Here is a 26,033-nt window from a genome sequence, read left to right on the forward strand (position 1 = left end):
CCCGCACCCTCAACGCTGTATCGGTCGTTTGAGAGGGTGCCCATGTCGGTGTGGCGTGGCTTCCTTCGTGAGTCCGCGACCATCTGCGATCCGGGCTCGTACGGAGCCATCAATGCCACGTTCTTCGACCGCGAAACGGCATCGAGACACTACCAACATCGCTCGGATCGCCACAGACGCACGCTCAAAACGACGGCGCTCGTCGATACAGACTCGTGTGCCATCCTTGATCTTCACAGCTCGGCACACTGGCCTCACAACACACAAACTGGCCGTCGAGTCGCTCTTCGCAACACCGGGAAAGTAGAGAGTCTCGCCGGCGACAAAGGCTATGACGACCAATCTCTCTTGGACGCCCTCCGATCAAAGGGCGTCCGGCCGTTGCTGCGTCACCGGCTGTTTGCTGCGTACGATCACGCCCACAACGCACGGTTGGACAGCGAGTTATACGGCCAACGCTGGATGGCCGAGACCGCTTTTTCGGCCATCAAGCGTCGATTCGGCCCCGCTGTCCACCCTCACGCGTGGTACCGCGAATTCCGCAAACTCGTGTTGACCGCCGCAGTCTACAATCCCAAGCAGGCGCTCAAACAGTGACCCCGACGCAGTCATCCGATTCGACAAAGCAATCAAGAGAGAATCGAATTTGTAGCAAACCGACTATGACATGATCGCTCATCTCTGGAATCCCGTCCGGGCCTACGCCATAGTCTGATTATCTCAATCTGAAAAACTGCGATCTAAATGTCGGAGTGGACTCGTCTCCGCCGAGCGAGACCGGTCAAAAGGGACCGATCACGACGAGTATATATCCCTCCGGTTGGCTTCTGACGCGTCCGTTCACCTATTATAAGGGTTCAAGCCCAGGCTGCCGAATAACCCGAACGAGCAACAGATGACAACGGATACCAACCGGAGGCCGAGGAACGATGAGACGACCGGACGGAAATCGGTGGATCCTGCGTTCACCGGTCTGGTACATCAAGTCGACAGGCGGTCGTCGGGTCCCGATCGGGTCACGGTGTTCCCAGCAGAGGCGACCGATGACGAGCGGCTGTCGACGTGGGTGACGGTGGACGTCGACTCCGTCGTCAAGCCCGAATGCTTCCGATAACCCCCCGGATGTACCGCGACCGCGGCGGGCGAGACGGTCGGGAAGCCCGACGCTGCCGGTCCCCGTCGAATCCGATGCTCTGGTCAACGCGGACTCGGATGTTTCGCCCGCCGCCGCTTCGGACGCCTCTACCGGTGACGAACGAATCCGAGGTGATCCGTCGGTGGGCATGAAACGACGGGAACTCCTCAACAAAGCGCTGGACCGAGTCGCGCTCGGGGTCGTCGCTTCCTCGGTCGTCGAACTGTCCGATCTGTGGTCTGCGGTGCTGGCTCTTTCTGCGAGCGAGCCGACGCGGCCGACACCCATCGACGCGAGAGATTCGGTCGCTCGGGAACGGATCGCAGACGGCTACGCCATGACGTACGAGTGGACGGACCGGTCCGGGCGAGAGTGGCGTCTGGAGTTTCCGATCGAACGGTCCGCGTACAGAGAAGCGGCCGACGAGACGCACAGATACCTGAGTGGCTTCGAAGCGGCGAAGGCGAGCGCTCATGCCGAGCGGCTCACGGAGGCGCTCATCGACGCGAGCGTAACGGGCAGGGGTGTTCGGCGGTCGCTTCCCGAGTCGGTCCGTTTTGAAGCCGCGATCGGACTCGTCCACTCGCTCGAATACGTGACGGACGCGGAATCGACGGGAACGCCGGACTACATCCGAACCGTCGAGGAGACGCTCGTCGACGGCTGCGGTGACTGCGAGGACCTCACGTATCTGCTGATCGGGATGCTTTCGCAACCCACGTTCGGCTACCGGACCGCGATGGTGATCCTCCCCGGTCACATGCTCGCGGGCGTTCACAGGGACGACCTCCCGGCGGCGTACGCCGACGCACCGACCCTCCCGGGAGGGACGTACGTCGGGATAGAGTGCGTCGCGTCTCGCCCGGTCGGCGACTTCCAAGACGAGCCCGTGCTAACGGTGTACGACGACGGCGTCGAGTACATCGACCGGTCGGCGATCGCTGACACGGGCGGGGAATTCCTCCGAGACCCGACGCAGTTTCAGACGATCGCTGACGCGTGAGGCAGCCTCACGCGCCGGTGATCGACTGACAGTCTGCTTCGAGTTGAACGTCCGGTGTCCCGTCTTGAGCATTCTCCACGTAGATCTCGACACCGGCCTCGTTCGAGCTGTCGCAGGGAAGTGCCCGCTGCTCGAAGCCCGGCCAGTCGCGTTCGAACCTAGTTCCGTCGACTGTCACAGCGATCGTTTCGGGGTCGGTCGACGCCGGAAACGTCGCATCCTCGTCGGCCTCGTTACTGTCTGAAAGCTGGTATTCCCGCTCGAAAAGGACGTCGCCATTCGCATTCGTAACCGTGACCGTAACGCGGTGGGTCTTTTCACGGTCACCGAGGTACGTGCTCACCCAATGCGGGTCGGATTCCCCGTTGCGTTGATCCGAGGACGAACCCAGATCCGCACAGCCGCTGAGGAAAGTAAGCACCGCACTCGTACCCGCCAGAAGTGCGCGTCGGTCGGTGGAGGGCATTGTGTTCGGGCCTTCTGTCTCGTTTTCTAAAGCTGTTACTATTATCTAGACGAGATGATCTCACTAGGGTCACCAGAACCGAATACCGTGCTCCGCGGCACGGTACACGGATCATATCTCGCACGGCGATCACGCCAGCAAAATTATTTAAAAGTGATATATACTACTCTATTAATATTATATATTGGTATGTAGCAGTATGAATCGGGCTTCTTGTAGTTAGCGTACCACCGGTTACTCATGGAATCCGCTGTGCTCCTCAGGTGCCCGATTTGTGACGCCGTTCGCGCACTCGAAGGCCGACGAAACGAGTACTCAAAACAGGACCTGTACTCTCACGTGAACACCCATCTACGCGGTCACGACCTCAATGAACCCAAGATGGGGATTCGAAAGTACGGGATAGTTTCTGACGCAACTGAAATTGTCATTCCCTCAGAGACTCATCAGCAACTTCCGATCGAAGAGTGGACGGAACGCGACGATACGTGGCTTCCGGACGATACTCCGTCCGGTGACGAGGGGTCTCCGTCGGCACCTGAATCCTCTGTCGAAGTCTCGTCTCTCTGACCAGATGCCGAAGAGTAACCGACTACAATCGGGTGAACCCGAAAGGCGAGTATCGCTCTCCCATTTGGAAGGGACCTTTCCCACTGAGTCAGCGATAGCAGGACAATCCCGATTTCGTAGGCCCAGGAGTCGGCTCACAGCATCGACTTGCTCCATGCGGGTGATCCTGTGAACGAGAGAGATCTCACGGACCCAGAGTACTACCTCAACAGAGAACTCTCCGAATTGGCGTTTCAGGAGCGAGTTCTCCGAGAGGGAACAGACGATCGGAATTTGCCGCTCGAACGGCTCCGATTTCTCGCGTTCTTCACGAAAAACACTGATGAGTTCTTCATGAAGCGCGTCGGCGGACTCAAACAGCAGATTGACGCCGGTGTGACGAAGACGACGCCCGACGGACGGACACCAAAAGAGCAGTGGGTCGAAGTACTCGACACCGCACGCCCGCTCTTTGCGCAGCAGTCGGAATACTGGCAGTCTGTTCTCAAACCGACGCTCGCCGACGAAGGGATCGAGATCTGTACCCCTGACGAGTTACCCGAAGGAGATCAAGAACAGCTACGGACGCACTTCGAGGAGTCGATACTGCCAACACTAACCCCGCTCGCATTCGATCCCGCTCACCCGTTCCCGTTCATCTCTAACCTCTCGCTTTCGCTCGCTGTGCTCTCGTCGAACGGGGGTGACGAGCCGACATTCACCCGGATCAAGATTCCGCCGAATCAACCACGCCTCATCAGCGCTTCTGGCGAGGCTGACAGGTACGTTCTCATCGAAGACCTCATCGAACGTAACCTCGACCTGTTGCTCCCCGATCTCGATATCCGTGACGTATCGAAATTCAAGGTGACGCGAAACGCCGAGGTGCGGCGGAACGAAGAGGTCGCCGAAGACCTCGTCGACATGGTTGAGGAGGTCATCGAACAGCGACGCTTCGCGACGGTGGTTCGGCTGGAGGTTGACGCCGATATGCCCGATGAGTCACTGACGATTCTCAAAGATCAGCTCGGGGTCGACGACCGAGAGGTGTTCCACCGCGAGGGACCGATCGACTTTGAGGACTTCTTCGAGCTTATCGATCTCGATCGCCCCGATCTCAAGCCACCGGCGTGGTCACCAAAGCCTCATCCCCGATTAGGCTCACTGGCGAGTGATACCAGGGATGAGACAAAGAGTATCTTTGACGAAATTAAACACGGGGACATTCTCGCGCACCACCCATATCACTCGTTCGAGGGGACGGTTCAGCGATTCCTCAACGCGGCCGCGACCGATCCCGACGTGCTCGCGGTGAAGGCGGCAATCTATCGAACCGCGAGCGACTCGAAGGTCATTCAGAGCCTTATCAATGCCGCCGACAACGGCAAGCAGGTCGCGGTGATGGTCGAACTGAAGGCTCGGTTCGACGAGAAAACAACCTCGAATGGGTTCGGCAACTCGAAGAGGAGGGCATCCACGTCGCGTACGGGACTGTAGGGTTGAAAACGCACACGAAGACGGCGCTCGTCGTGCGCCGAGAGGACGATGGCGTTCAGCTCTACTCGCACATCGGCACCGGAAACTACCATTCAGGAACCGCGAAAGGGTACTCCGACCTGGGGTTGTTGACCGCTGATCGAGATATTGGGTTCGATCTCACGAAGGTGTTCAACTTCTTCACCGGACCGACGCTCGACGACCGCTTCCGAAAGCTCTTGATCGCACCCGTCACGATGCGTGAGCGGTTCACGGAGATGGTCAGACGAGAGGCCGAGCATGCTCGTGCTGGTCAGCGGGCACGGATAGTGGTCAAAATAAACGGGCTTGAAGACCCGTCGATGGTCGAAGAACTCTATCGCGCTTCGGCGGCCGGCGTCGAAATTGATTTGTTCGTTCGAGATATCTGCCGGCTTCGTCCCGGCATTGAAGGACTAAGCGAGAATATCACCGTCCACTCGATCGTCGGCCGATTCCTCGAACACGCTCGGATATTTTACTTCGAGAACGGAGGCAGTCCCGAGTGGTACATCGGCTCCGCGGATTGGATGACCCGGAATCTCGACTATCGAGTAGAAGCGGTCACACCGGTCGAAGACACGCAACTGCGCGAACAGCTCCGATTCATTTTGGAGGCGTCGCTAACAGATAACCGCCGTCGATGGGTGATGCAAAGCGACGGAACCTACGAAGCGGTCTCTTCCGACGACGACCCGGTTCGAGACATCCAAGAGATACTGATGACAGCGACGGAAGCAGCAGTTGACCACGGCTACGGTCCGGGAATGATCGTCGATACGGATCTGATCGAGGAAGCGCTTCTCGTTGAGGATGTCACGGAGATTGAGACGGACGCTCGATCCGAGGTGTCGGACGAAGCCGATCCCAATACCGATGAAAAACAGACACACTCCGATGGGGGAGACTTGTCTGTGTTCGATGTGTACTCTGATCACTGGTACCGTCCTGATAGCGAGACGTACGACTGGGCTGTTCGGACGGCGGAAGGCGACCGACGATACTTCAAAACGCGCGACGGAGCACGGGACCGACTTCAGACTGAGTACAAGTGACTACGTTCATGAGGAGTTCGCTATTTGAGAGTCAGATACTCTCCGATCGATCCTTGATCGATGAAGGTCTCAGTGTCGCCACCGGTGTACTCGTTCTTTGTGCGGCAACCGTAGTAGCGTACGCTGTCCTTCGAATCGGTTACGCTGGTGACGGAATCAGCGCCGGGGCCTACAATTTCGCTTCGAATGTCGTTCTGTCCGGTAGCGTCCTCGGTGGGGCCCTGATCGCTGGAGTGCACGGTTACGAGCGTGTGAGAATCTTGATCAGCGTTCTGTTGGGACTGGCTCCAATTGTGGGAATCTGCCTCGGCTCATTGGTGACTGTTGCTCTCGGTATCGGGTATTACGACTCGGGACCGGCTACTCTTTTTATCGGCCTCTTTCTGTTCTGTTCCGTGGCGAACGGGACCGCATGGACACTAGGCCGAGTGTTTCGTTAATCGTCCACCACAGTTCCACTTCGGATAGTGGCTAAGAGCCTAGAGAAGACGTTGGACGACTGTGCTGACCACCCCGAGTTCTGTGGTGGCCTTCGGGAACCCGCAACTGCGATGCGCACCGCCGACGAACGGGGTTGCGACTGGGACACGGTCGGCGAGTACCTCAAGCGCCTCGACAACGGCGCTGCGACCAAGCGGATCGTCTACCTCGCCGACCAGCTCGGCATCGACCTCCCGGCGCGTGAGACGCTCCTCAAGACATTCGCGAGCGGGTATCCGCTTCTCGACCCAACGCGAAGCGAACAGGGACGCTACGACAGTGAGTATCATCTCCGATTGACCTCCTCCCGCGCCTGAAGACGCGGGAATCCACCCATCGGATTCGGGCAACTGACGCCCTTCGGTTCCAACCCGCACTCGGAGGGAACCGGCGACACACCGGGGGAACTCTCGTTTGTCTCCCTCGTAGGGCTGTGGCCCGGTCAACGAGGCCCCATCGGAATCCGTGTCATCGCCGTGCGAACCACCGCTGGTTTGCGACCCCCCTTGTGGTTCGGGGGCGGCCTCTCACCGATTCCGTCGTATTCATTCTAACCAAGGGGCACAACATGAATCCATCGACAAACGAACCGGGGGTCCGCTCAACCTCCGCCTGAAGACGGAGGTATGCGCTCGCGTTCTCTATCAACAATTTCGCGGCACTCGCCCACGAAGATGGTTACAGCGGGCTGTACCCGTTGAAATGTCTGAAAGAGGACGACTACTACTTCAGCAAGCGGCTGGCTCGGTGTGACGACTCGACCTCTGAACAGGCCACGCAGTTGAACCAGAAGAAATCGAGGCGACGCACGCACTACTTCTACACGCTCTCGAAACACATTGTCCAGCGGTGTGTCGAGGAGGATGTCGGGACGATTGTGATCGGCGATCTCTCTGGCATCCGTGAGGATGACGAGAACGGTGAGTCGAAGGACTGGGGCACACGCGGCAACCTCAACTTACACTCGTGGGCGTTCGACCGCTTCACCGAGTTGCTCACCTACAAGGCCGAGATGGGAGGTATCTCCGTTGAGGAGGTGTCTGAGCGCGACACGTCGAAGTCATGCTCGTGCTGTGGCCGCGAGCGGAAGGCGAACCGTGTCGAGCGTGGGTTGTACGTCTGCGACGAGTGCGGGACGACGGCAAACGCAGACGTGAACGGGGCCGAGAACATTCGACAGAAAGTATCTCCGAGTTCACCGAATCTGTCGGTGAATAGGAGTAACGGCTGGTTGGCACAGTCATCGACGTTCCTGTTTGACAGAGAGCTTGGCGCATTCGCGCCTCAAGAACAGGTCACGTTGTAAACCACAATATCCCAACCCAGCGGCGCAGTGCCGTGGGAATCCTCGCGCTTCAGCGCGGGGAGGATGTCAATCAACGGACGGTGCCGTCTCGTCGGTCCGCCCAGGGATCTCGACCTCTATTTCCAGCTCCTGTTCACCATAGCCTTCGTACTCCACTTCAAGCTCGACCGGTTCACCGAAACTAAACGGGAGCTCCCACTCGTCACCGGTTATGGTTAGTTCATCGCTCTCCTGGAGCTGCTCACCGACTTTAACCAAGAAACGCCCCGCCTCAGCGGCGGACAGACGGTACTCCTGTTCGAAGTCTCGCCCCTCCCTGATGAGGGTCAGGTCGCTCTCCTTCTCATCTTGAGTATTAGCGTCGGATTGTGTCATCATGTACTATTTTAGGCGAACCTAAATAAATGGTGTGGTACCGTCACTGTACGGCGAGCGGTGAAGATACCGCGGCTACCCCCTCGGGACAGTCCACTGCGCTCCACCCTGTCATGCGTAACCGCTCGTCTCAGTCTACCCTTCGAATCCTACTCGTGTTCAGCACTCTTTCGACTGTTGGCGCAGGCGCTCGAAGGAAGCTGTCCCGACACAGGACGGGTGGTAAACGCGTCTAACGATCGAGAATTGATGATACCAGAACGAAAGCGGCCCCATGAGTATATGCTTCTCAGTGCCGCCGTCAACCCAACTATTCGCCTATTATAATCGCTCAACTCGCGGTCGAGGATGGGCACTGGTGTAGAACAGATGACCCGCGACACTGACCGGATATCGGTGGGTACTGAGGGTGAAAAAGAGGAGTCGGCCGCCGGCAAGAGATGCGAATTAGTCTACGAAATCAGTCAAGCGCCCACACCACGTTCGGACCGCCCTGTTCCCGCCACCGAAGCGGCCGTGATACACGTCAGCGGCTACCACGTTCTCGTTCGGCGCCGCCGCGAGCTTCGGTCAGTGATGCCTGCGGTCTCGCCGAACAGGAAATCGAGTTGGACAGTGATCTCTCGGAGACCGGTTTGTGTCCGGTGTAACCGTGAGAACCGCGGGATCGAGTGCTTCTACGGAGCCGGTGGACAGTGCGTTCGGTACCCGTTTTCGGGTCCCTCCGAGAACACGAAGGTGTGACTCAGTGAGCCTGACGCGCACTCGGCAAAATCGGTCCGTATCACGCGCCCGTCGGCTCCTTCGAACACGTATACGATCGCCGTGCTGGGCTCCCAGGCGCCGAACGAGGCGGTCGTCGTTTCGTTCGCCGGGACGGCCACTTGGCGTTCCGTCGCGTTCCACTCCTTGCCTAGGGAGTGGTTGAAGTATGGACCACCGGTTTCGAGTTGAGCGAATCCTATCGTTTTCCGGGTGCCTGTCTCGTTCGTCACCCGAAACGTGACGTTGCCCGCGCCGACCGGCTCTTCGAACACGTAGACCGTCATCTGGTATCTCGACGACTCGGAATTTTCGACGGTCACGTCGGCGGAGGAGGCGTCGAAGGCCGTACACCCGGCAGTCATCAGAACGAGCAGGACGATGAGCGGGAGGACAACGTCTCGACGCGACACCGGTTCGGGTACGATCGACCATTACAAAGTACTTGCGGGCTCCGTCGAAATCCTTTATTAGTGGCCCTGTTGAAATCCTCAGATACTGAAAGGAACCGGCTGCTGAATACAGATGATGCATACATCACGAGGTGCTCATTTTTATCAGACATTTCCTATTGATACAGGGTTTCAGTGATATTGCGAACTGCATGCCCAGTCCCAGAGACGTTTTGACGGTCGGATAATGTAGCGCAGAACATGTCTGCCAACTATTCACGTCGCAGGATCTTAGCTGCCTTGAGTGCTGGAGTTGCAGTGGGAATGACTGGATGTATCGGAATCTTTGCTCGCTCACGTACAAGGATTGGTGAACTCGTCTTCTTGAACATGGATGATGTCCCTCACGATGTCCGGGTGAAAATAGGAAGCGACAACGAAACAGTATTTGAAGCAACCCAGCGCGTTCCCCCGGGTGACGAGCCACAACCAGTTCTCACTCAACAAGACGGAATTCCAACCGGTGCACGCGAATATACGGTCAGTGCACGACTTGACGGAGGTGCGGATTCAATCCAGCGGACGTATCCGACAAGCCGACGGGGTGATTGCTATTCTGTAACTGTTCGAATTGACTTCGATGGAACGTTCAGAGATATGCCGAGTATTCCTAATTTTGATGGCTGCTCTACCACGGAGTAGTCTCAGAGAGTCCAAATCATGTCTCTGGGCTTGATTCTTTGATTCCGACTGACCAAGATTGCTGTATATTTTTTCCATCTGCCAATTTGTCACCAAAGAATTGCGACTCACGTTCAACTTGCAGTGGTTTCGCTAACTACTCGAAGACAATCAAAGATGGTATAAAATATTCATATATCAGCGCGACAAGGTGCTTATTCCGGATATTTCACGCTGAACCACATCGGTAGCACGGCCGTGAGCTCCACAAAACGTCACAGAATTTAAGATAGCTAAACCGCATCTACCCCATATGGCTGTCGCCGATCTGCGAAACAAAGTTCCTCGCTTTACCGTACCCACCGTCGTCAGCCTACTCGTTTTGTCCTTCCTGTACAGTATGCTTGTTACTGCTAATTTCGTACTCTGGGCCGCGTGTGGGGTGGATTGTTGAGTATCGGAGTGAGTATATTTCTTCTATACCTTTTTTATCGACTAGTGATAGCTGTCGAACAAATTGCAAACAGTCAATAATTTTGTCTATCGAACAGTGGTCGTGCTTGATTTGTGGACGGAAAGTATTGCGACACATGCCATGTCATTACCTGCCTGCTCATCCAGTAACGCCTGACTGGATCAAAGAAAAATAAATTATACAGAGTGCTGAAACAGCACCGTAACCATGGTTGGGAAGCCCTCCACTCACTCTCGGCGGGAGTTTGTCGCCGGCAGTATAACGGCTAGCAGCCTCAGTTTAGCCGGGTGTTCTGGTCGCAGTCTCGGAACTACCGATGACGTCGACGTCGCTACTCGAACAGACGGCGAAACGATACTCTGGGACTACCCCGCACGCGCTGTCGAGAACGGCGATGATAACGACGGTATTGGCTACGCAGCGATACGGCTCCGGGCGTTTGATACAGCCGGGCCAGAGCAACCGAGCGAACCAGTCCTGACCTTTCGATTGAATTCTACGGTTGGTGGGATCGCCGCTGGAGAGGGATTCAAAGGCTATGAGGCAGACTGGTTTCGGTTCCGACTGGGTATTCCCCGGAGCTACGATGACGTCGCAGGCCTCCGAGCGTTTGTCCACCCGAACCAATGGCCCGAGATACAGACAACCTACGGCTATCACGATTCTCGACGTGATCTTGTTGTCCACGCTCCTGAGGTGCATTCCGATGGAACGATCACGGTCGCGGGTCGCTTCCGACCGTCGAGTACCGCGCTCCCCCGGCAACTATACTGTGGATTCGAAGTCCACGTTTCGCGACCGGGGCTTCTCGGCCGGAGCGTGACCGCCACAGGTACCGAAATGTTCGATGTCTCAACGCTCGATCTCCCCAGCGGAGTAACTCTCGAGTAGACGGAAGCACTAAACACCGCACTAATCGAGGCAGCAGCAGCCCGCACCTTGGGGTTTTCGGGGACCCAATCGAGCATATGCTACGGATCAGCACAGTCAATAAACTATTTTGTGAATATCATAATTTATTTTACGACCGCCAGCGGATAACCTGTTCTCCACACGCCGAGTGCGACGAGCGATCACTTACCTCTGGTCCGTCTGCTGCGTGCGCGCTCTGTATTCAGCACGCCGCCGAAAATATATCACCGTTTGAGGATTTTAACAGATCCTTATTAGTGATAGTTCAACCCCGGTTCCGCTCGGTGCGGTCTATATACCGCTCAATATCAATCTTAGATAGTGTTATGATTGTTTTGATACTAGACATCGTATGAACGATGAGAGGGTAACGCTTGGTTTCGTTTGCGTACAGAACGCGGGCCGAAGTCAGATGGCGACAGCGTTCGCCGAACGGGAACGCTCACGGCGCGGGCTTGAAGACACAGTACACGTCTTAACGGGGGGAACACAGCCCGCTGAGGAGGTCCATCCCGAGGTCGTCGAAGCGATGGCGGAGGTCGATATCGACCTCTCCGACCGTGTTCCACAGAAAGTCTCGACGACGGACCTCAACAACGCGACCATCGTTGCAACGATGGGCTGTTCGACACTGGAACTCAACGCGGACGTCGAAGTCCGCGACTGGGCACTTGACGACCCGCACGGACGGTCATTAGAAGAGGTTCGCCGTATCCGGGATGAGATCCAGCAGCGTGTTTCAACGCTCTTCGACGAATACACTTCCGAGCGGTAGGCAAGTCTCCTAGACCGGCCGTTTCAGGCAAGGATTCGCCCGGAGAATCGGATCTCAACGGGCTCATCTGTGGGATCCGGCCGCCCTGATTCCGTCCGCTTCGTTCGACACGGGCTTCATCTCAGGTCCAGGGGGGTTCAACGGAGCCGCTCGTTCGGGTCGTCGCGTGGATGTCACTCATCGGCCGTATCGGGCGGCCGCTTCGACGGGAGATACAGGTGGACGACGTTCCCTCGCGGCGTTCGGGTGTCGAACATCACTTCGCCACCGAGGGACTCGATACACCACTTCATCGCGAACAGACCGATCCCTGACCCGTGAGACGTGTTCGTGGTCTCGGCCGGTGCGAACAGCGCCTCGATTTCCTCCGTCGGGATCGTCGGATTCGCGTCCTTAATTCGGATCTCGACGCGACCGGTGTTCGGTGAGGGCCCGACCGTTATCTCGACGGTCGGGGCCCGTTCGGTGCTGTGAACGATCGCGTTTTCAACCGCGTGTCTGACCGCGTAACCGAACGCGTCGTTCACTTCGATCCACATCTCTTCGCGTTCCTCGACGGATATCTCCGCGGCGGGGTACTCGGCCCTCGTTCGGGCTGCGACCTCCCTGACGGTGGCCAGCGCGGGCTGCCGGACGTGTTCCGCCCGGGCGTCCGTGATCGCTCGTTCGATCTCTTTCACCGATTCGGCCATGCTACCGAGATTTTCACCGCGGGAACGAATCGCAGCGATGCTCTCCGATATCCCCTCGACTCTACTGTGTGTCGCGATCTGATCCGCATAGCCCAGGATGATCGCCGCCTCGTTCCGAAGGTTGTGTCGGAGGATACGCCAGAACAGCTCGGCCCGGTGACGCGACTCGTAGTGATCGGTGATATCCCGGACCTCGACGATGACGCAATCCCGCTCTGAGAAGCGCTGCTGAGATACATGCAGCTGAAGCCAGACGAGCTCACCGTCGGCTCGTTTGGCTCGCCAGATGAACCGCTGCGGGTCACCGTCGGCGCTCGCTCGGAGCCGGTCGCGGAACTCGGACGCCGACTGTGGATACGTGTTCGCCGTGTACGTGTCCACCGAGAGCCTACGTAGCTTATCGAGGGGGTATCCGAGTATCTGTTCCAACCGCTCGTTCGCATCTAGAATATCTCCGGAGCTCGGATCGTACAGTCCGATACCGAGGTATAGTGTGTCGTATTCGGACGGGAGCGCCACCGACTTTTTTGAGGACACGACACGGTGAAAACGGGGGGTACGACTCTTTGGTGTTACTATGAGGAATATATATTTCTCTATCGAATCGGCTACCAGTCATGCCATAAGACTGTCATTTATGTTGGAAAAAGACGCCAACTACTCCGATCAGCTCGAACGACAGGGTCTCGGCTACCCGCGGATCCTAACCCACCGACTACTATTCTCGCTGTCGTTCGTTCCGTCGACCGTCGATCCCACGTTCGTCTCTGATCCGGGTTCGAAGCGACTGTTCGCGCGAGCGGCGGGGAGCCACGCGGGCGGCGCGACGCCGCTCGCCGAACGGGACGTGACGCTGTACTGGAACCGCTTGGGCTCGCCCCCCTGGCCGTACAGAAGTTGAGCCTCTCGGACGACCCCGTCTCCGTCGACGGTCAGGTACCCTCGAACGTCGGTCGCGTTCCGGGCGGCGACGTCGGTGATCGCGTATCGGATGCGGCGTTCGTCGGCGTTCTCGGTGACCCGGACCGCTCGAAACTCGCCGATCGTCAGAATCCTGGAGACCACGGCCCACATCGAATCGGCCGCGCGGAACCGAGTCTCGTCCACCGAGCCGTTCGTCGCCTCGAAAGCGGCCTGCCCGTTCCGCCCGCTACGGCTGTGTCGAACGTTCGACTCAACGTAGACGTCGCTCTGGCTGACGTCAGCGTATCCGTTGTGCACGTCGAGGCGGAACCTGGTCCGCGTCGCGTTCGCTTCGTACTGGTAGTCGGCGTACGCGCCGGGACGGAATCGTTCGAGAGCGACCCCGGAAACCGGCTCCGTCCGGAGGAACGTGATCGACAGCCTGCGAGCCGTCGCGATATCGATCTCCGACCGGGAGAACCCCTCCGGGAACTCGGCGTCGGCGAGCGTCTCGTCGGAGACGGTGGTTGAGTTCGACGTCGAACCCGTCGCCGGAGGGTCCGTCGTCGGGGCGGGGTCATCGAAGGCGACGCCCCCACACCCCGCGAGAACAAGGAGAAACGCTATTGCGATCGCAGCGGGGCCCCTTTGAGACACAATTTTTTCTCGTGGTCACCGGATAATGAAGCTGTTGGCGCCCCGCGCTACAATCGCCACCGCCGACGCATCGCTGATCCGTCCCCGGGTTGGGGACCGGATCGAAAACGGAGTCATCGGGGCCGCAATCCGGGCGACCTGTCCTCAGTCCCCGCTCGGTCCGTCGGCCGCGATCCCCTCGCGTGCCTCCTGAATTACCTCGTCGACGCGGCCCCAGGCGACCGGCGGTTCGACGGCTGAGAGCGCGGCGTCGAGATCCTCGAGCCGCTCGTCGAACCGATCGTCCCAGTCGGGATGGTCCGCGAGCGCCGAGGCGCTCGCCGTAGCCTCGTCCCGGATCGATTCGATCCGCGTCTCGACGTCGTCCGGGAACGACTTGTCCTCGCGCTCCGCCCACTCGCGGAGGCCGGCCGCCTCGGCCCGGAGATCGGCGACGACGACGTCGAGGACGCGCGCCTGCACGGCCGCGTCGAACCACCGCTCCAGGCCAGGGTCGTCCACATTCCGAAGCGACTCGACGGTCTCTCCGAGGGACTCGACGGACTCCTCGGCGGCCTCGACGTCGTCGACGAGCGCGTCGCGACGTCGGTTAGCCGATCCGAGCCACGCCTCGAACGCCTCGATCTCGGTTTCGAGGTCGTGAGCGACACGGACGATCCGCTGCGCGTCGGTCGTCACCTCGTGGAGGTTGACGGCGGCCTCGTAGATATCGACCGGCGAGTCGAGGTCGTTCGCCGCCGCCGAGAGCTCCCCGCCGAGCTCCTCGACGTCCGACCGAAGATCGGCGAGCCGCTCCTCGAAGGCGTTCTGTCGGACCCCAACGATCTCCAGGTTCGGGACGTCGGCGACGGCGTCGCTCGCGTCCTCGACGGTGCGCGTCGCGAGGTCCACCCGCGTCTCGGCGGTGGCGAGTATCTGCGAGACGTCGGTGACGGTCGCCTCGATCGCCTCGGGCGTGACGCTCCCGTCGTCGGTGAACGGGTCGAGCCACGTCCGGACCGACTCCGGGTCCTCACCCGTCCGGTCGGCGACGTCGTCGACGAGCTCGTCGAGGTGAACCTCTGGGGGCGCGAACTCACTCATACCTCGGCATTTCCGACGGGGGGCCCTATACCTTCCGTCAGAGTCGATCATTCATGAACAGTCCCCAACATACCGATATTGCGTAGTATATAGCCGAAAGGGTAATATATAGGATGGGTACCGCTACGTGGCTCTCTGTCCTCGAATATATTAGAATTATAAGCTTTCTTTTTATAGTAAGGTATCCCCTCAGTTGATGTCAGACCGGAACTGGACTGACGGCGTCGTATCGCGGCGGAAGGTCCTCATCACCTCGGGAGCGCTCGGCACCGCCGGCCTGGCGGGCTGTGGCGATCAGAGCGAGAGCGGGAGTGGTGACGGCGGTGACGGCGGCTCCAGCGGTGACGGCGGTGACGGCGGGTCCGGCAGCGACGGCGGCGACGGCGGCGATGGCGGCTCCGGTCCGAGCACGGCCCTGCTCAACGCGGAGGGCTCGTCGACGGTGTACCCGATCTCGAACACGGGGAGTTCGTACTGGAACTCCAACGCCCCGCCGAGCGACGGCGAGTACTGGGGCGCGAACGACGAGGGCTCGGTCCCCGGCTGGAACGCGCTCTCGTCCGACGGCGCGGACGACATGCTCCTCGCCGACTACTTCGCCTCGAAGTTCGGCTTCGAGCCGACCGAGCAGCGCTCCTCGCCGCCGTTCCCGACGACGGTCGGCCTGAGCCACTCGGGAACCGGCTGCGAGGCGGTCACCGAGGGGCTCGTCGACATCGGCAACTCCTCCGGCCCCATCACGGCCGAGCTCGGCTGGAGCGAGGAGAAGGCCCAGAACGAGGTCGTCGACAACGTCGTCGGCCGCGACGGGCAGCCGGTCGTCATCAGCTCCGACGTCGCGGACGCCGGCGTCACCCAACTGACGGGCGAGGACATCCGCGGGATCTATCAGGACGAGATCACGAACTGGAACCAGATCGACGGCATCGACTACGACCAGGAGATCTACGCCATCGGCCGCGCCGAGGGGTCGGGCACCGACACCTCGTTCCGCCTGAACATGCTCGGCAGCGCCGACGCCTCGATGTCGGGCGTGGACACGCGCTTTGGACAGAACCAGCAAGTCGCCCAGGCCGTCTCCCAGAACGAGGGCGCTATCGCGTACATGGCGCTCGCGTTCACCAGCGAGACAGTCACCCCGATCGCCATCGAGTTCGACGGGACGCTGTACGAGACCAGCCGTGACGCGGAGAACACCATCTTTGACAGCAGCTACCCGCTCAACCGTGACCTCCACATGTACACGCTCATCGAGGAGAGCAACCCCGACGGCGGCGGGTACGACCAGCGCGAGGCGGCGTTCGTTAACATGTTCCTCAACGAGTACGGACAGACCGTCTTCGTTGAGGGGAACAACTACATCCCGCTCCCGACGAGCGACCTCGAATCGATGAAAGAGCAGGTCTCGTCGGTCGCCACCGAGGACCTGCTGGCGCCGTAGGTCCGAACCGAATCGGACTCCGTCACACGCCGTGATAGGGCCGTCGCGCCGCCCGGGGATCGTCTCCCCCGGACGCCCGCGCTCCCGAGACGTTCGGAATCCGCCTTCGATGTGAAAACACTTCTATGATACACGAAACGCACATGCCACTCATACCAAATCCATGGCACAGGTAACAGACCCCCGAGACGGACGGATCCGGAGCGCGGTCGCCGAGCAGGTCCGGCGGACCAAGCGGTTCGCCGACGAGACCGAACCGGCCGCGCTGGCGATCCTCGCGGTGATGGCGCTGTCGCTCCTCGGCGCGCTCGTCGGATTCCTCGCCGTCTCGAACTGGACTATCGTCCCCTTCGCCACCTTCCTCGCCTCGTCGGCGATTGGCTGGGTCCGTTATCAGGAGGAGACGGCGTACCTCATCGCGCTGATGATGACCGTGTCGACGATCCTCATTCTCGGGCTGATCATCGTGTTCATCTTCCGGGAGTCGATCCCGGTGATCCGGTACGAGAGCGCGACGGTGTACGGGATCACGGTCCCCGGGCTCCGGATGTTCATCCAGCCGAACTGGGACGCGGTCTCGCCGCCGATCCGGTACTCGATGGTGCCGATGATCCACGGCACGGTGATGGTGACGCTCATCGCGTCGGCCGTCGCCGCGCCGCTCGGCGTCTCGGCGGCGCTGTTCCTCTCGGAGATCGCTCCCGCGACCGTCCGCGAGGTCGTCAAGCCGGGCGTCGAGATCCTCGCCGGCATTCCCTCCATCGTCTACGGGTTCATCGGCTTCACCGTGCTCGGCCCGTGGGCCTCCGACCAGTTCCAGACGGTCGGACAGGGGTCGTACCTCTTCGTCGGCATCGTCGTCGGCCTGATGGCGCTCCCGACTGTCGTCTCTGTCGCGGAAGACGCGCTAAGCAGCGTCCCGGAGTCGATGAAGAGCGGGTCGCTGGCGATGGGGACGACCGACTGGCAGACGATGACCTCGATCACGCTGCCGGCGGCGTTCTCGGGCGTCTCCGCCGCGGTCCTGCTCGGCGTCGGCCGGGCGATCGGCGAGACGATGGCCGCCACGGTGATGCTCCGCGGCGTCCCCCGGCTCACGGAACCGCTGGTCAACGTCTTCTACGGCCAGGAGACGCTGACCTCGATCATCGCGCGGAACTACGGCGAGGCCGACGGGCTCCAGATGGACGCGCTGTTCGTCGCCGGCGTAATCCTGTTCGTCACTGTCCTCGTCATCTCGGTGGGCGCGCAGTACATCGAATGGCGGATGCACAAGCGACTGGGGGGTGAGATCTGATGGCGGGAGCGGGCCAGACCGACACGCGGCTGGTCGAGTCGGAGACGAACCAGACGGACGCCGTCGCCGCGGTGGCCGTCGGGCTCTCGGCGGTGCTGTTCGCGCTCGCCATCGCTGCGATGTTCGAACGGATCAGCCTCACCGGAACGATCGTCGGAGTGCAGACCGTGACGCTGCTCGGCGGCCTCCTGACCGCGCTCGGCGTCACGGTGATCGCCTTCGGCGTCGGGTCGCGGTTCGGCTACGTCGAGACGAATCCGGACCCGAGCGCCGGGCTCATCGCGGGCTTCGGCGCCGCCATCCCGTGGGTCGTCATCGGGGGTAGCGTCGCGAGCCAGACGCTCGGCCTCGGCGCGGGAGTCGGCGTCGTCGCCGGGGTCGCTACCGGCGCCGTCGTGTTCGCGGCCACCGTCCTCCCGCGCGAGGACCTCGGATCGACGGTCCCGCTCGGAGCCCTCCTCGGGGTGACGGGGCTCGTCTTCTTGACGGGCGCCATCGGCCCGACGTGGGTGTGGGAGCTCGGCTGGGCACAGCAGGCCGCGATCACCGCGGAGTTCCTCATCCCCGTTTCGACGCTGTTCAGCGCGCTGTACGGAGGCTGGGCGTCGGCGAAGGCGTACGGCGGCTTCGGCGCCCGCGGGCGACACATGGGCGCGTACGCGCTCGTCTACGTGAACGCGCTCTCCATCGTCGCCTTCCTGTTCATCCTCGTCGCCTTCGTGGTCGTTCAGGGGATCCCCGGCCTGCTGAACGGCACCGAGTTCGGACTCGGGACCGGACCGACGACGTCGATCTTCGGCGTGTCGGTCGCGCTCCCGGTCTCGGTTCCGTTCCTCATGAACGGCGTCGCCCTGTTCAACGACTTCCAGGGCGTGCTGCCGGCGATCGTCGGTACGGTTTGGCTCGTCATCGGCGCGGTCGTGCTGGCGGTCCCGCTCGGCGTCGGTGCGGCGCTGTTCCTCACCGAGTACGCCGAGCGCGGCCGGTTCACGCAGGTCGTCGAAGTCGCGACGAACGGGCTGTGGAGCACCCCGAGCATCGTCTTCGGGCTGTTCGGGTTCGCCTTCCTCATCCCGCGGTTCGGCAACGGGAAGTCGCTGCTCTCGGGCATGATCACACTCGGCTTCATGCTGCTGCCGCTCGTGGTCATCACCTCGCGCGAGGCGATGCTCTCCGTTCCCGACGAGTACCGCGACGCGAGCGCCGCTCTCGGCGTGTCGAAGTGGCAGACGATCCGGAGCGTCGTGCTGCCGGCGGCCCTCCCGGGCGTCGTCACCGGCGTCATCCTCGGTGTCGGCCGGATCGCCGGCGAGACGGCGCCAATCCTGTTGACGATGGCCGGCGGCACCTTCGTTCCGGGCGAGCAGACGGCCGACGTCATCGGCGGCTTCCAGTTCACGGCAGCGCCGCCGTTCGTCGCGAACCCGGAGCTCCTCCAGGCCACCTCGGCGCTCCCGTACCAGCTGTACGCCCTCATCACGGCCGGCGTCGGCGCGAGCAGCAACGTCGGGAACGCCGACGAGTTCCGCTGGGCGACGGCGCTGGTCCTCCTGATGGTCGTCCTCTCCTTCTACGCGATCGGCATCGCGACGCGCTACTACTTCCGGCGGCGCCTCAAGCACACCTGAATCCAATGAGCGAGAACACTACTCCACAGACGCAGACGGAGACCGCGACGACAGATACCGAAACGACAGACACCGACCAGCCGCTGACCACGACGACGGGCGAGACCGTCGAGCAGACCCGCGACGAGTGGACCGAGTACGAGTTCGCCGGTGAGGCGAAGATGACCGTCGAGGACCTCGACGTCCACTACGGCGACGACCACGCCCTGAAGGGCGTCTCGATGGAGATCCCGGAGAAGAGCGTCACCGCCCTGATCGGCCCGTCCGGCTGCGGGAAGTCGACGTACCTCCGTTGTCTCAACCGGATGAACGACCGGGTCAGCTCCGCCCGGATCGACGGCTCGGTGAAGCTGGACGGCGAAGAGATCTATCAGGACGGGGTCAACCTCGTCGAGCTTCGGAAGCGGGTCGGGATGGTGTTTCAGTCGCCGAACCCGTTCCCGAAGTCGATCCGCGAGAACATCGCCTACGGCCCGAAGAAGCACGGCGACCTCGATACCGGGCTGCTCGCCCGGCTGCTGAACCGGAGCGACGCCGAGGAGCGCGACGAACTCGTCGAGCGCTGCCTCCGCGACGCAGCGCTGTGGGACGAGGTGAGCGACCGCCTCGACGACAACGCGCTCGGGCTCTCGGGCGGGCAACAGCAGCGCCTCTGTATCGCCCGCGCCCTCTCGGTCGACCCGGAGATCATCCTGATGGACGAGCCCGCGTCGGCGCTCGACCCCATCGCCACCGCGAAGATCGAGGACCTGATCGACGACCTCTCGGAGAGGTACACCGTCGTCATCGTCACCCACAACATGCAGCAGGCCGCGCGCATCTCGGACCAGACCGCGGTGTTCCTCACGGGCGGCGAGCTCGTCGAGTACGGCGACACCGACCAGGTGTTCGAGGACCCGCACAGCGAGCGCGTCGAAGACTACATTACGGGGAAGTTCGGGTAATCGCATGCCCCGGGAACGCTATCAGGACTCGCTCGACGAGCTCCAGTCCGACGTGCTCGCGATGGGCGATCAAGTCGTCGAGCGACTCGACAGGAGCCTCGAAGCGATCGAGCGCCGAGACGAGTCGCTAGCGCGAGACGTCATCGACGGCGACGCCGCAATAAACGAGACGTACCTGCGGTTAGAGGACCGCTGCGTTGACCTATTCGCGCTCCAGCAGCCGGTCGCCGGCGACCTCCGGTTCGTCACTGCCTCGTTCAAAATCATCACCGACCTCGAACGGGTCGGCGACCTCGCCGTCAACCTCGCGAACTATTCGCGGACCGCGACGCGGACGGTCGCGCCGGACGCGGAGATCGAGGCGCTCGGGGAGGCGGCGCGCGCGCTCCTCGAACGCAGCCTCGCGGCGTACGAGACGCGGGACGCCGACGAGTGTCGCGCGATCGCCGAGGCCGACGACGAGGTTGATGCTATGTGTCAACACGCCAGCGAGAGCGTCACCCGAGACCTGATAGCGCAGAACGATGACAATTCGTGGGCCGCCGAGCGGTTGTTGGACGATGTCTCGCGAGTGCTGCTGACGATCCGAGACCTAGAGCGGGTCGCGGACCATGCCGTGAATATCGCGGCGCGCACCCTGTACATGGTCGAGAACGACCCGGAGCTGCTCTACTGATTATGGAAACGCGAAAGATTCAGACCGTCGGAAACGGAACGTACACGGTCTCGCTCCCGAAGGCATGGGCCGAGTCGCACGGCCTCTCCGCCGGCGACGTCGTGACGCTACACGATTACATCGACGGGGTGTTGGCGGTCCAAGCGCGAGAGCGAACCGGCGACGAGGCGCCGTCCGCCACTCTGATCGAGTCCAGCGATCCGGAGATGATCGAGCGCGCGCTGCGGGCGGCGTACGTGGCCGGCGCGCGAGAGGTCACAATCGAGCGGGACGGACCGCTCACGCCGGAAGCCCGGCGGGTCGTCGAGAGGGTCGCCCGCGAGCGGATTGGGATGTCGGTTACCGCGGAGTCGGGGGCCGGGACGACGGTGCGGATCATGCTGGACTCGGAGGAGGTGTCGGTGAGCCAGTCGCTCCGGCAGCTGGCGTTCACCGTGCGCTCGGTCCACCGCGATGCCGTCGCTGCCCTCGTGTCACCCCCCGACTCGCCGCCAATCGGCTCCCGTGAGGATCAGGTCGACCGCCTGTCGGCGATGATCGAACGGTCCGTCTCCTGTAGCATGGCGGACCTAGGCGAAGTCGACTCCCTCGGGAAGAACCGTTCGGAGCTGTTCGAGTCGTGGACCGCGATGCGCGAGCTGGATCGCGTCCGCGACGCCGCGGCGGAAATCGGTGACGCCGCGGCATCGCTCGACGAGGCCCCCGTGGAGGCGCGACTGGAGGAGTGTCGCGACATCGGCGACGCGGTCCGCGGGACCGTGTCCGACGGGGTGGACGTCGTCCTCGGCGACGCGAACGTCGACGTGGCACGGACCGCAATTGATGACCTGCGACAGATCCGGGAGCGTCTCGACGCCTTCGACCAAAAACTGGCCGACGGCGGGAGCGACGCAGCAGAGCTCCGCCGCGTCTCGCGGGGACTGCGCCGAACCGCTGAGTGCGGCGATCGCATCGTGGAGGTCGGCCTCCGTCGCGCGGTCCGTTGCGGGGAGTCGATACGCGATCCAGAGCCGGAACGGGCGAACTAACGCCGCTGACCCCTCCTGACGTCACGACAGTCGACCCGCGCCCACGAGGGCTACATAGCGGTATAGTCCGCTATTAGAAACGCCTTAACCGGGCGAGTGGCTACACGTGATTGAACGCCGGTTCAAACGGGGACGCACGCTCCCTCTAACACCAATACATGAGCACGAAACCTCAGTTCGGCGCCGACATCGAAACACATCACACTCGGTTCGACGTCGATCGGTACGAAGATATCTACGTCGTCGGAGACGTTCACGGGAGCTTGGACGCACTCAAACGGCTCATTTCGCGGCTCGAATTAAATAATGATGACCTCGTTATCTTCGTCGGCGACCTCGTGCGGAAGGGCCCCGACAGCCCCGGCGTCGTCGACTTCGTCCGCGCGGACCCGTGTCTCGTCAGCGTCCGCGGGAACAACGAACAGAAGATCCTGCGCGGCGACAAAGACCCCGACTGGCTCCGCGAGGGGGACCGAGAGTACTTCGAGTCGCTTCCGATCGCGATCTCGTTCGACACCGTCCTCGTCGTGCACGGCGGCGTCGACCCCGAACGATCGCTCGAAGACCACGCCACCGACGAGCTGTTGACGATGCGTTCCCCACATGGCGACGGGTACGATGGGCCGTTCTGGTACGACGACTACGACGGACCGCACCGCGTCTTCTTCGGTCACACGGTCCACGATCGGCCGGTGGAGCGCGAACACGCCGTCGGGCTCGACACCGGCTGCGTCTACGGCGGAGAGCTCACCGCATACGATTACCGGAACGACGAGTTCCGTACCGTCGCGTCGAAGACACATCAGGATCGCGCCAGCTCGAAGGTCGTCGATCCCGCCTAAGCGGCCTCAACGGCTGCGGTCAAGTCCGTCTCTGTGGAAGCGGAGCGACGATGATGCCGCTGATTTACTCCTCGTTTCGGCCCTCAGAGCCGTTGTACTCTGCCCGTAGCCGACGGCGCGCCCCACCCCGTGTCTTGAACTATCGTCGCTCACCGTCGGTCGTACGGACCACCCAACTGTACGTGTCGCTGTCCGGACGATACCAGTGCTCGCCGTATGCGTCGAAGACGGACGCGTCGCCGCCGTCCGAATGCGGTCGTCCTCCGTCGTTATCGGGAGCGATCCCGTTGGGCTCCGCGGGGTCGGCGTCCGGCTCGCTCTCTCCGACGTTCTCGACGAGCAGTTCCTCTTCGATACGGTCCGGATCGACCGCCATTCCGGGCCCGTATCCGCGGTCAAGAGCTGCCTCCGTGGCCGCCATCAGCGCTCTTGGATGTCTTGTATCAGTCCATCGTCGGTTGAGACCCGTTCGTAGCTCCCGTCGCTCCGCATCACCCACCGACGGCGGTTGTCGCTCAGGGAGGCCTCCAAGACGAACCGGAGCTGCTCTCGGAGCTCCGTGGTCTCGACGGGGGCGACCGCCTCAACGCGGTAGTCTAGGTTGCGAGTCATCCAATCGGCCGATCCGATATACCACCGGGGTTCGCCCTCGTTCTCGAAGTAGAATATCCGGGCGTGTTCGAGGAAGCGGCCGACGATCGAGTGTACGGTGACGTTGTCGCTCACCCCTTCGACGCCGGGTCGGAGCCGGCAGATGTCTCGGACGATCAAACCAATATCGACTCCGGCCATTGAGGCACGGTACAGCTCCTCGACCATCAAGGGGCCTTCGAGCCCGTTCACCTTGACCACGATTCGCGCCCGCCGACCGGCGCGGGTGTGTTTTGCCTCTTGCCTGACCATCTCCGTGAACCGCTCCCGCATCGTCACAGGTGCGATCAGGAGCTTCCGAAAGCGGTCGTCGAGCGTCGGTCCGGTGAAGAAATTGAACACCTTTGTGAGGTCGAATCCGATATCCCGGTCGGCGGTCAACAGCCCCAGGTCCGAGTACCCCTTCGCTGTCCCCAAGTGGTAGTTACCGGTGCCGACGTGCGAGTAGAGCTGAACCTTCGTCTTCTTGGCGCACGACGAGCGCCGTCTTCGCGTGTGTTTTCAGACCCACGGTCCCGTAGGCGACGTGGATCCCCTCCTCTTCGAGTTGCCGAACCCACTCGAGGTTGTTTTTTCATCGAACCGAGCCTTCAGTTCGACCATTATCGCCACCTATTTCGCGTTTTCGGCGGCGTCGATGAGGCTCTGGATCACCTTCGAATCGCTTGCGGTCCAGTAGATTACCGCCTTCACCGCGAGCACGTCCGGGTCGTTCGCCGCCGCGTGGAGGAACCGCTGGACCGTCCCCTCGAAGGAGTGATACGGGTGATGCGTGAGGATATTACCCGCCCGAATCTCCTCGAAGATATCGTTCGTCACCGACCAGAGTCGCGGGTGTGGTTTCGGGGTCCATTCCGAGGGCTTGAGATCGGGACGATTGAGATCGACGAGCTCGAAGAAGTCCTCGAAGTCGATCGGACCGTTTCGATAGAACACCTCTCGGTCGTCCACCTCAAGCTGTCTCTTCAGGATCGAGAGTGACTCCTCGGGCATCTCGTCGTCGACTTCCAGACGGACGACCGTCGCGAAGCGACGCTGTTCGAGGACTTCCTCAACCATGTCGATGAGGTCTTCGGCCACCTCCTCGTTCCGCCGCACCTCGGCGTTTCGTGTAACTTTGAACTTGTACACGTCGCTGATCTTGAGGTCGGGGAGCAGGAGGTTGAGGTTGGACTCGATGAGTACGTACCGTCTGTTCCCGTCGGAAACACTTACGAGCCGAAGTTGATTCGGCGGGATCTTGATCCGAGTGAACGTCGTTTCGTCGGCACCGTTCGACGAGAGCACCGCGAGCGAAAGCGAGAGGTTCGAAATGAACGGAAACGGGTGCGCCGGATCGAACGCGAGCGGTGTCAGCGTGGGAAGGATAGACTCTTGAAAGTGGATGCTTAGCTTCTCCTGTGCGTCCGCCTTTGACATCCTCCCCGCGCTGAAGCGCGAGGATTCCCACGGCACCGTGCCGCTGGGTTGGGATATTGTGGTTTACGACGTGACCCGTTCTTGAGGTGCGAATGCACCAGCTTCCTTGTCAAACAGGAACGTCGATGGCTGTGCCAACCAGCCGTTACTCCCATTCACCGACAGATTCGGTGAACTCGGAGATACTTTCTGTCGGATGTTCTCAGCGTCGTTCACGTCAGCATTCGCCACTGTACCGCAGTCGTCGCAGACGTACAACCCACGTTCAGCACGGTTCGCGTCACGTTTACGACCACAGCAAGAACACGACTTCGACGTGTCCTCCTCGGAGACTTCCTCAACGACAATACCTTCCATCTCCGCCTTGTATTCGAGGAGGTCGGTGAATCGGTCGAATGCCCACGAGTGTAAGTCGAGATTGCCGTGTTTTCCCCAGTTCTTCGACTCATCAGTGTCATCGTCTTCGCGAATCCCTGAGAGATCACCCACTACGATCGTTCCAACACCTTCCTCAACACACCGCTGAACGATGTGTTTCGAGAGCGTGTGGAAATAGTGGGTACGACGAGCCGACTTTTTTTGATTCAGCTGGGTGGCCTGCTCGGAGTTCGAGTCATCACACCGGGCAATCCGCTTGCTGAAGTAGTAGTCGTCCTGCTTCAGACAGTTCAGCGGATACAAATCGCTGTGACCGTCCTCGTAGGCGAGCGCGGCGAAGTTGTTGATACCGAGATCAACGCCCACCGTCTTCTCACCGGGGGCTTCAGCCACGTCGATCTCGACCTTACAGACGAAGTGGAGTTCCCATTCCTCACCCGCCCAAACTGTCCGGACTGCTTTGTTGAATCCGATGACGGCGCGGGGATCACTGTTTGAGAGCTTGTTCGAGGT

Annotated in this window: 17 protein-coding genes and 4 pseudogenes; 13 read left to right on the forward strand and 8 right to left on the reverse strand. The window is 61.1% G+C overall.

Annotation, left to right across the window (positions count from 1 at the left end; all coding sequences use genetic code 11):
- A partial coding sequence (locus tag DJ75_RS13865; RefSeq protein ID WP_094525035.1) for a transposase occupies nt 1-597 on the forward strand: 597 nt, incomplete at its 5' end.
- A 686-nt stretch (nt 598-1,283) separates the two neighbouring features.
- Nucleotides 1,284-2,138, forward strand: coding sequence for a hypothetical protein (locus DJ75_RS13875; RefSeq protein WP_094525037.1), 855 nt, complete (start codon nt 1,284-1,286; stop codon nt 2,136-2,138).
- 7 nt (nt 2,139-2,145) lie between these two features.
- Here DJ75_RS13875 and DJ75_RS13880 read toward each other — a convergent pair whose 3' ends face one another.
- Complete coding sequence (locus DJ75_RS13880; RefSeq protein WP_217900392.1) at nt 2,146-2,604, reverse strand: hypothetical protein; 459 nt, start codon at nt 2,602-2,604, stop codon at nt 2,146-2,148.
- 738 nt (nt 2,605-3,342) lie between these two features.
- Here DJ75_RS13880 and ppk1 (DJ75_RS13890) point away from each other — a divergent pair.
- The 3 pseudogenes from ppk1 (DJ75_RS13890) to DJ75_RS13900 all read left to right on the forward strand — a co-directional run.
- A pseudogene (ppk1, locus tag DJ75_RS13890) lies at nt 3,343-5,723 on the forward strand (polyphosphate kinase 1).
- A gap of 476 nt (nt 5,724-6,199) precedes the next feature.
- A pseudogene (locus tag DJ75_RS13895) lies at nt 6,200-6,520 on the forward strand (transcriptional regulator); the annotation flags it as partial.
- Nucleotides 6,521-6,846: 326 nt separating this feature from the next.
- Nucleotides 6,847-7,509 (forward strand): annotated as a pseudogene (locus tag DJ75_RS13900) (RNA-guided endonuclease TnpB family protein); the annotation flags it as partial.
- A gap of 66 nt (nt 7,510-7,575) precedes the next feature.
- On the opposite strand, the gene DJ75_RS13905 reads toward DJ75_RS13900, so the two are convergent.
- Nucleotides 7,576-7,884, reverse strand: coding sequence for an amphi-Trp domain-containing protein (locus DJ75_RS13905; RefSeq protein ID WP_094525052.1), 309 nt, complete (start codon nt 7,882-7,884; stop codon nt 7,576-7,578).
- A 677-nt stretch (nt 7,885-8,561) separates the two neighbouring features.
- Complete coding sequence (locus tag DJ75_RS13910) at nt 8,562-9,059, reverse strand: hypothetical protein (protein ID WP_094525039.1); 498 nt, start codon at nt 9,057-9,059, stop codon at nt 8,562-8,564.
- Between the two features lie 2,399 nt (nt 9,060-11,458).
- Here DJ75_RS13910 and DJ75_RS13915 point away from each other — a divergent pair.
- Entirely contained in the window at nt 11,459-11,881 is a 423-nt protein-coding gene (locus DJ75_RS13915; protein WP_094525040.1) for a low molecular weight phosphatase family protein, read from the forward strand.
- Between the two features lie 173 nt (nt 11,882-12,054).
- On the opposite strand, the gene DJ75_RS13920 is transcribed toward DJ75_RS13915, so the two are convergent.
- The 3 genes from DJ75_RS13920 to DJ75_RS13930 all read right to left on the reverse strand — a co-directional run bounded on the left by DJ75_RS13920 (nt 12,055) and on the right by DJ75_RS13930 (nt 15,216).
- Complete coding sequence (locus tag DJ75_RS13920; RefSeq protein ID WP_094525041.1) at nt 12,055-13,110, reverse strand: PAS domain-containing sensor histidine kinase; 1,056 nt, start codon at nt 13,108-13,110, stop codon at nt 12,055-12,057.
- A gap of 153 nt (nt 13,111-13,263) precedes the next feature.
- Nucleotides 13,264-14,133 carry a hypothetical protein gene (locus DJ75_RS13925; protein ID WP_094525042.1) on the reverse strand — a complete coding sequence of 290 codons (870 nt, stop codon included), beginning with the start codon at nt 14,131-14,133 and terminating at the stop codon, nt 13,264-13,266.
- 144 nt (nt 14,134-14,277) lie between these two features.
- A complete protein-coding gene (locus tag DJ75_RS13930) occupies nt 14,278-15,216 on the reverse strand; it encodes a halo transducer protein (protein ID WP_094525043.1) in 939 nt (312 codons plus the stop codon).
- A gap of 196 nt (nt 15,217-15,412) precedes the next feature.
- Between DJ75_RS13930 and DJ75_RS13935 the strand changes: the two genes are divergently transcribed.
- The 7 genes from DJ75_RS13935 (at nt 15,413) to DJ75_RS13965 (ending at nt 23,072) form a co-directional block, all read left to right on the forward strand.
- The gene (locus DJ75_RS13935) at nt 15,413-16,657 is read left to right on the forward strand and encodes a PstS family phosphate ABC transporter substrate-binding protein (protein ID WP_094525044.1); all 1,245 of its coding nucleotides are present in this window, start codon (nt 15,413-15,415) and stop codon (nt 16,655-16,657) included.
- Nucleotides 16,658-16,820: 163 nt separating this feature from the next.
- Nucleotides 16,821-17,954: a phosphate ABC transporter permease subunit PstC gene (gene pstC / locus DJ75_RS13940; protein ID WP_094525045.1), complete on the forward strand. Its 1,134-nt coding sequence runs from the start codon at nt 16,821-16,823 to the stop codon at nt 17,952-17,954.
- On the forward strand, nt 17,954-19,582 hold the full coding sequence (pstA, locus tag DJ75_RS13945; RefSeq protein ID WP_094525046.1) for a phosphate ABC transporter permease PstA: 1,629 nt from the start codon (nt 17,954-17,956) through the stop codon (nt 19,580-19,582). Before pstC ends, pstA begins: the two co-directional genes overlap by 1 nt.
- Nucleotides 19,583-19,587: 5 nt before the next feature.
- Complete coding sequence (pstB, locus tag DJ75_RS13950; protein WP_094525047.1) at nt 19,588-20,526, forward strand: phosphate ABC transporter ATP-binding protein PstB; 939 nt, start codon at nt 19,588-19,590, stop codon at nt 20,524-20,526.
- Nucleotides 20,527-20,530: 4 nt separating this feature from the next.
- A complete protein-coding gene (phoU, locus tag DJ75_RS13955; protein WP_094525048.1) occupies nt 20,531-21,202 on the forward strand; it encodes a phosphate signaling complex protein PhoU in 672 nt (223 codons plus the stop codon).
- Between the two features lie 2 nt (nt 21,203-21,204).
- Nucleotides 21,205-22,230, forward strand: a complete 1,026-nt coding sequence (locus tag DJ75_RS13960) for an AbrB/MazE/SpoVT family DNA-binding domain-containing protein (RefSeq protein WP_094525049.1) — start codon at nt 21,205-21,207, stop codon at nt 22,228-22,230.
- A gap of 158 nt (nt 22,231-22,388) precedes the next feature.
- The gene (locus DJ75_RS13965; protein WP_094525050.1) at nt 22,389-23,072 is read left to right on the forward strand and encodes a metallophosphoesterase family protein; all 684 of its coding nucleotides are present in this window, start codon (nt 22,389-22,391) and stop codon (nt 23,070-23,072) included.
- 139 nt (nt 23,073-23,211) lie between these two features.
- Here DJ75_RS13965 and ppk1 (DJ75_RS19305) read toward each other — a convergent pair.
- Nucleotides 23,212-25,124: pseudogene (gene ppk1, locus DJ75_RS19305) on the reverse strand (polyphosphate kinase 1); the annotation flags it as partial.
- 81 nt (nt 25,125-25,205) lie between these two features.
- Nucleotides 25,206-26,033: RNA-guided endonuclease TnpB family protein (locus DJ75_RS13975; protein ID WP_141212048.1), on the reverse strand; the 828-nt coding region annotated here is incomplete at its 5' end.

Source organism: Halorubrum sp. Eb13 (genome assembly GCF_002252895.1).
GTDB lineage: Archaea > Halobacteriota > Halobacteria > Halobacteriales > Haloferacaceae > Halorubrum.

What these genes read in the sequence shown, in the direction of transcription:
- DJ75_RS13875 (WP_094525037.1), top strand. Translation starts at nt 1,284, where the DNA reads ATGAAACGACGGGAACTCCTCAACAAAGCGCTGGACCGAGTCGCGCTC.
- DJ75_RS13880 (WP_217900392.1), bottom strand. Translation starts at nt 2,604, where the DNA reads ATGCCCTCCACCGACCGACGCGCACTTCTGGCGGGTACGAGTGCGGTG.
- DJ75_RS13905 (WP_094525052.1), bottom strand. Translation starts at nt 7,884, where the DNA reads ATGACACAATCCGACGCTAATACTCAAGATGAGAAGGAGAGCGACCTG.
- DJ75_RS13915 (WP_094525040.1), top strand. Translation starts at nt 11,459, where the DNA reads ATGAACGATGAGAGGGTAACGCTTGGTTTCGTTTGCGTACAGAACGCG.
- DJ75_RS13930 (WP_094525043.1), bottom strand. Translation starts at nt 15,216, where the DNA reads ATGAGTGAGTTCGCGCCCCCAGAGGTTCACCTCGACGAGCTCGTCGAC.
- DJ75_RS13935 (WP_094525044.1), top strand. Translation starts at nt 15,413, where the DNA reads ATGTCAGACCGGAACTGGACTGACGGCGTCGTATCGCGGCGGAAGGTC.
- pstC (WP_094525045.1), top strand. Translation starts at nt 16,821, where the DNA reads ATGGCACAGGTAACAGACCCCCGAGACGGACGGATCCGGAGCGCGGTC.
- pstA (WP_094525046.1), top strand. Translation starts at nt 17,954, where the DNA reads ATGGCGGGAGCGGGCCAGACCGACACGCGGCTGGTCGAGTCGGAGACG.
- pstB (WP_094525047.1), top strand. Translation starts at nt 19,588, where the DNA reads ATGAGCGAGAACACTACTCCACAGACGCAGACGGAGACCGCGACGACA.
- phoU (WP_094525048.1), top strand. Translation starts at nt 20,531, where the DNA reads ATGCCCCGGGAACGCTATCAGGACTCGCTCGACGAGCTCCAGTCCGAC.
- DJ75_RS13960 (WP_094525049.1), top strand. Translation starts at nt 21,205, where the DNA reads ATGGAAACGCGAAAGATTCAGACCGTCGGAAACGGAACGTACACGGTC.
- DJ75_RS13965 (WP_094525050.1), top strand. Translation starts at nt 22,389, where the DNA reads ATGAGCACGAAACCTCAGTTCGGCGCCGACATCGAAACACATCACACT.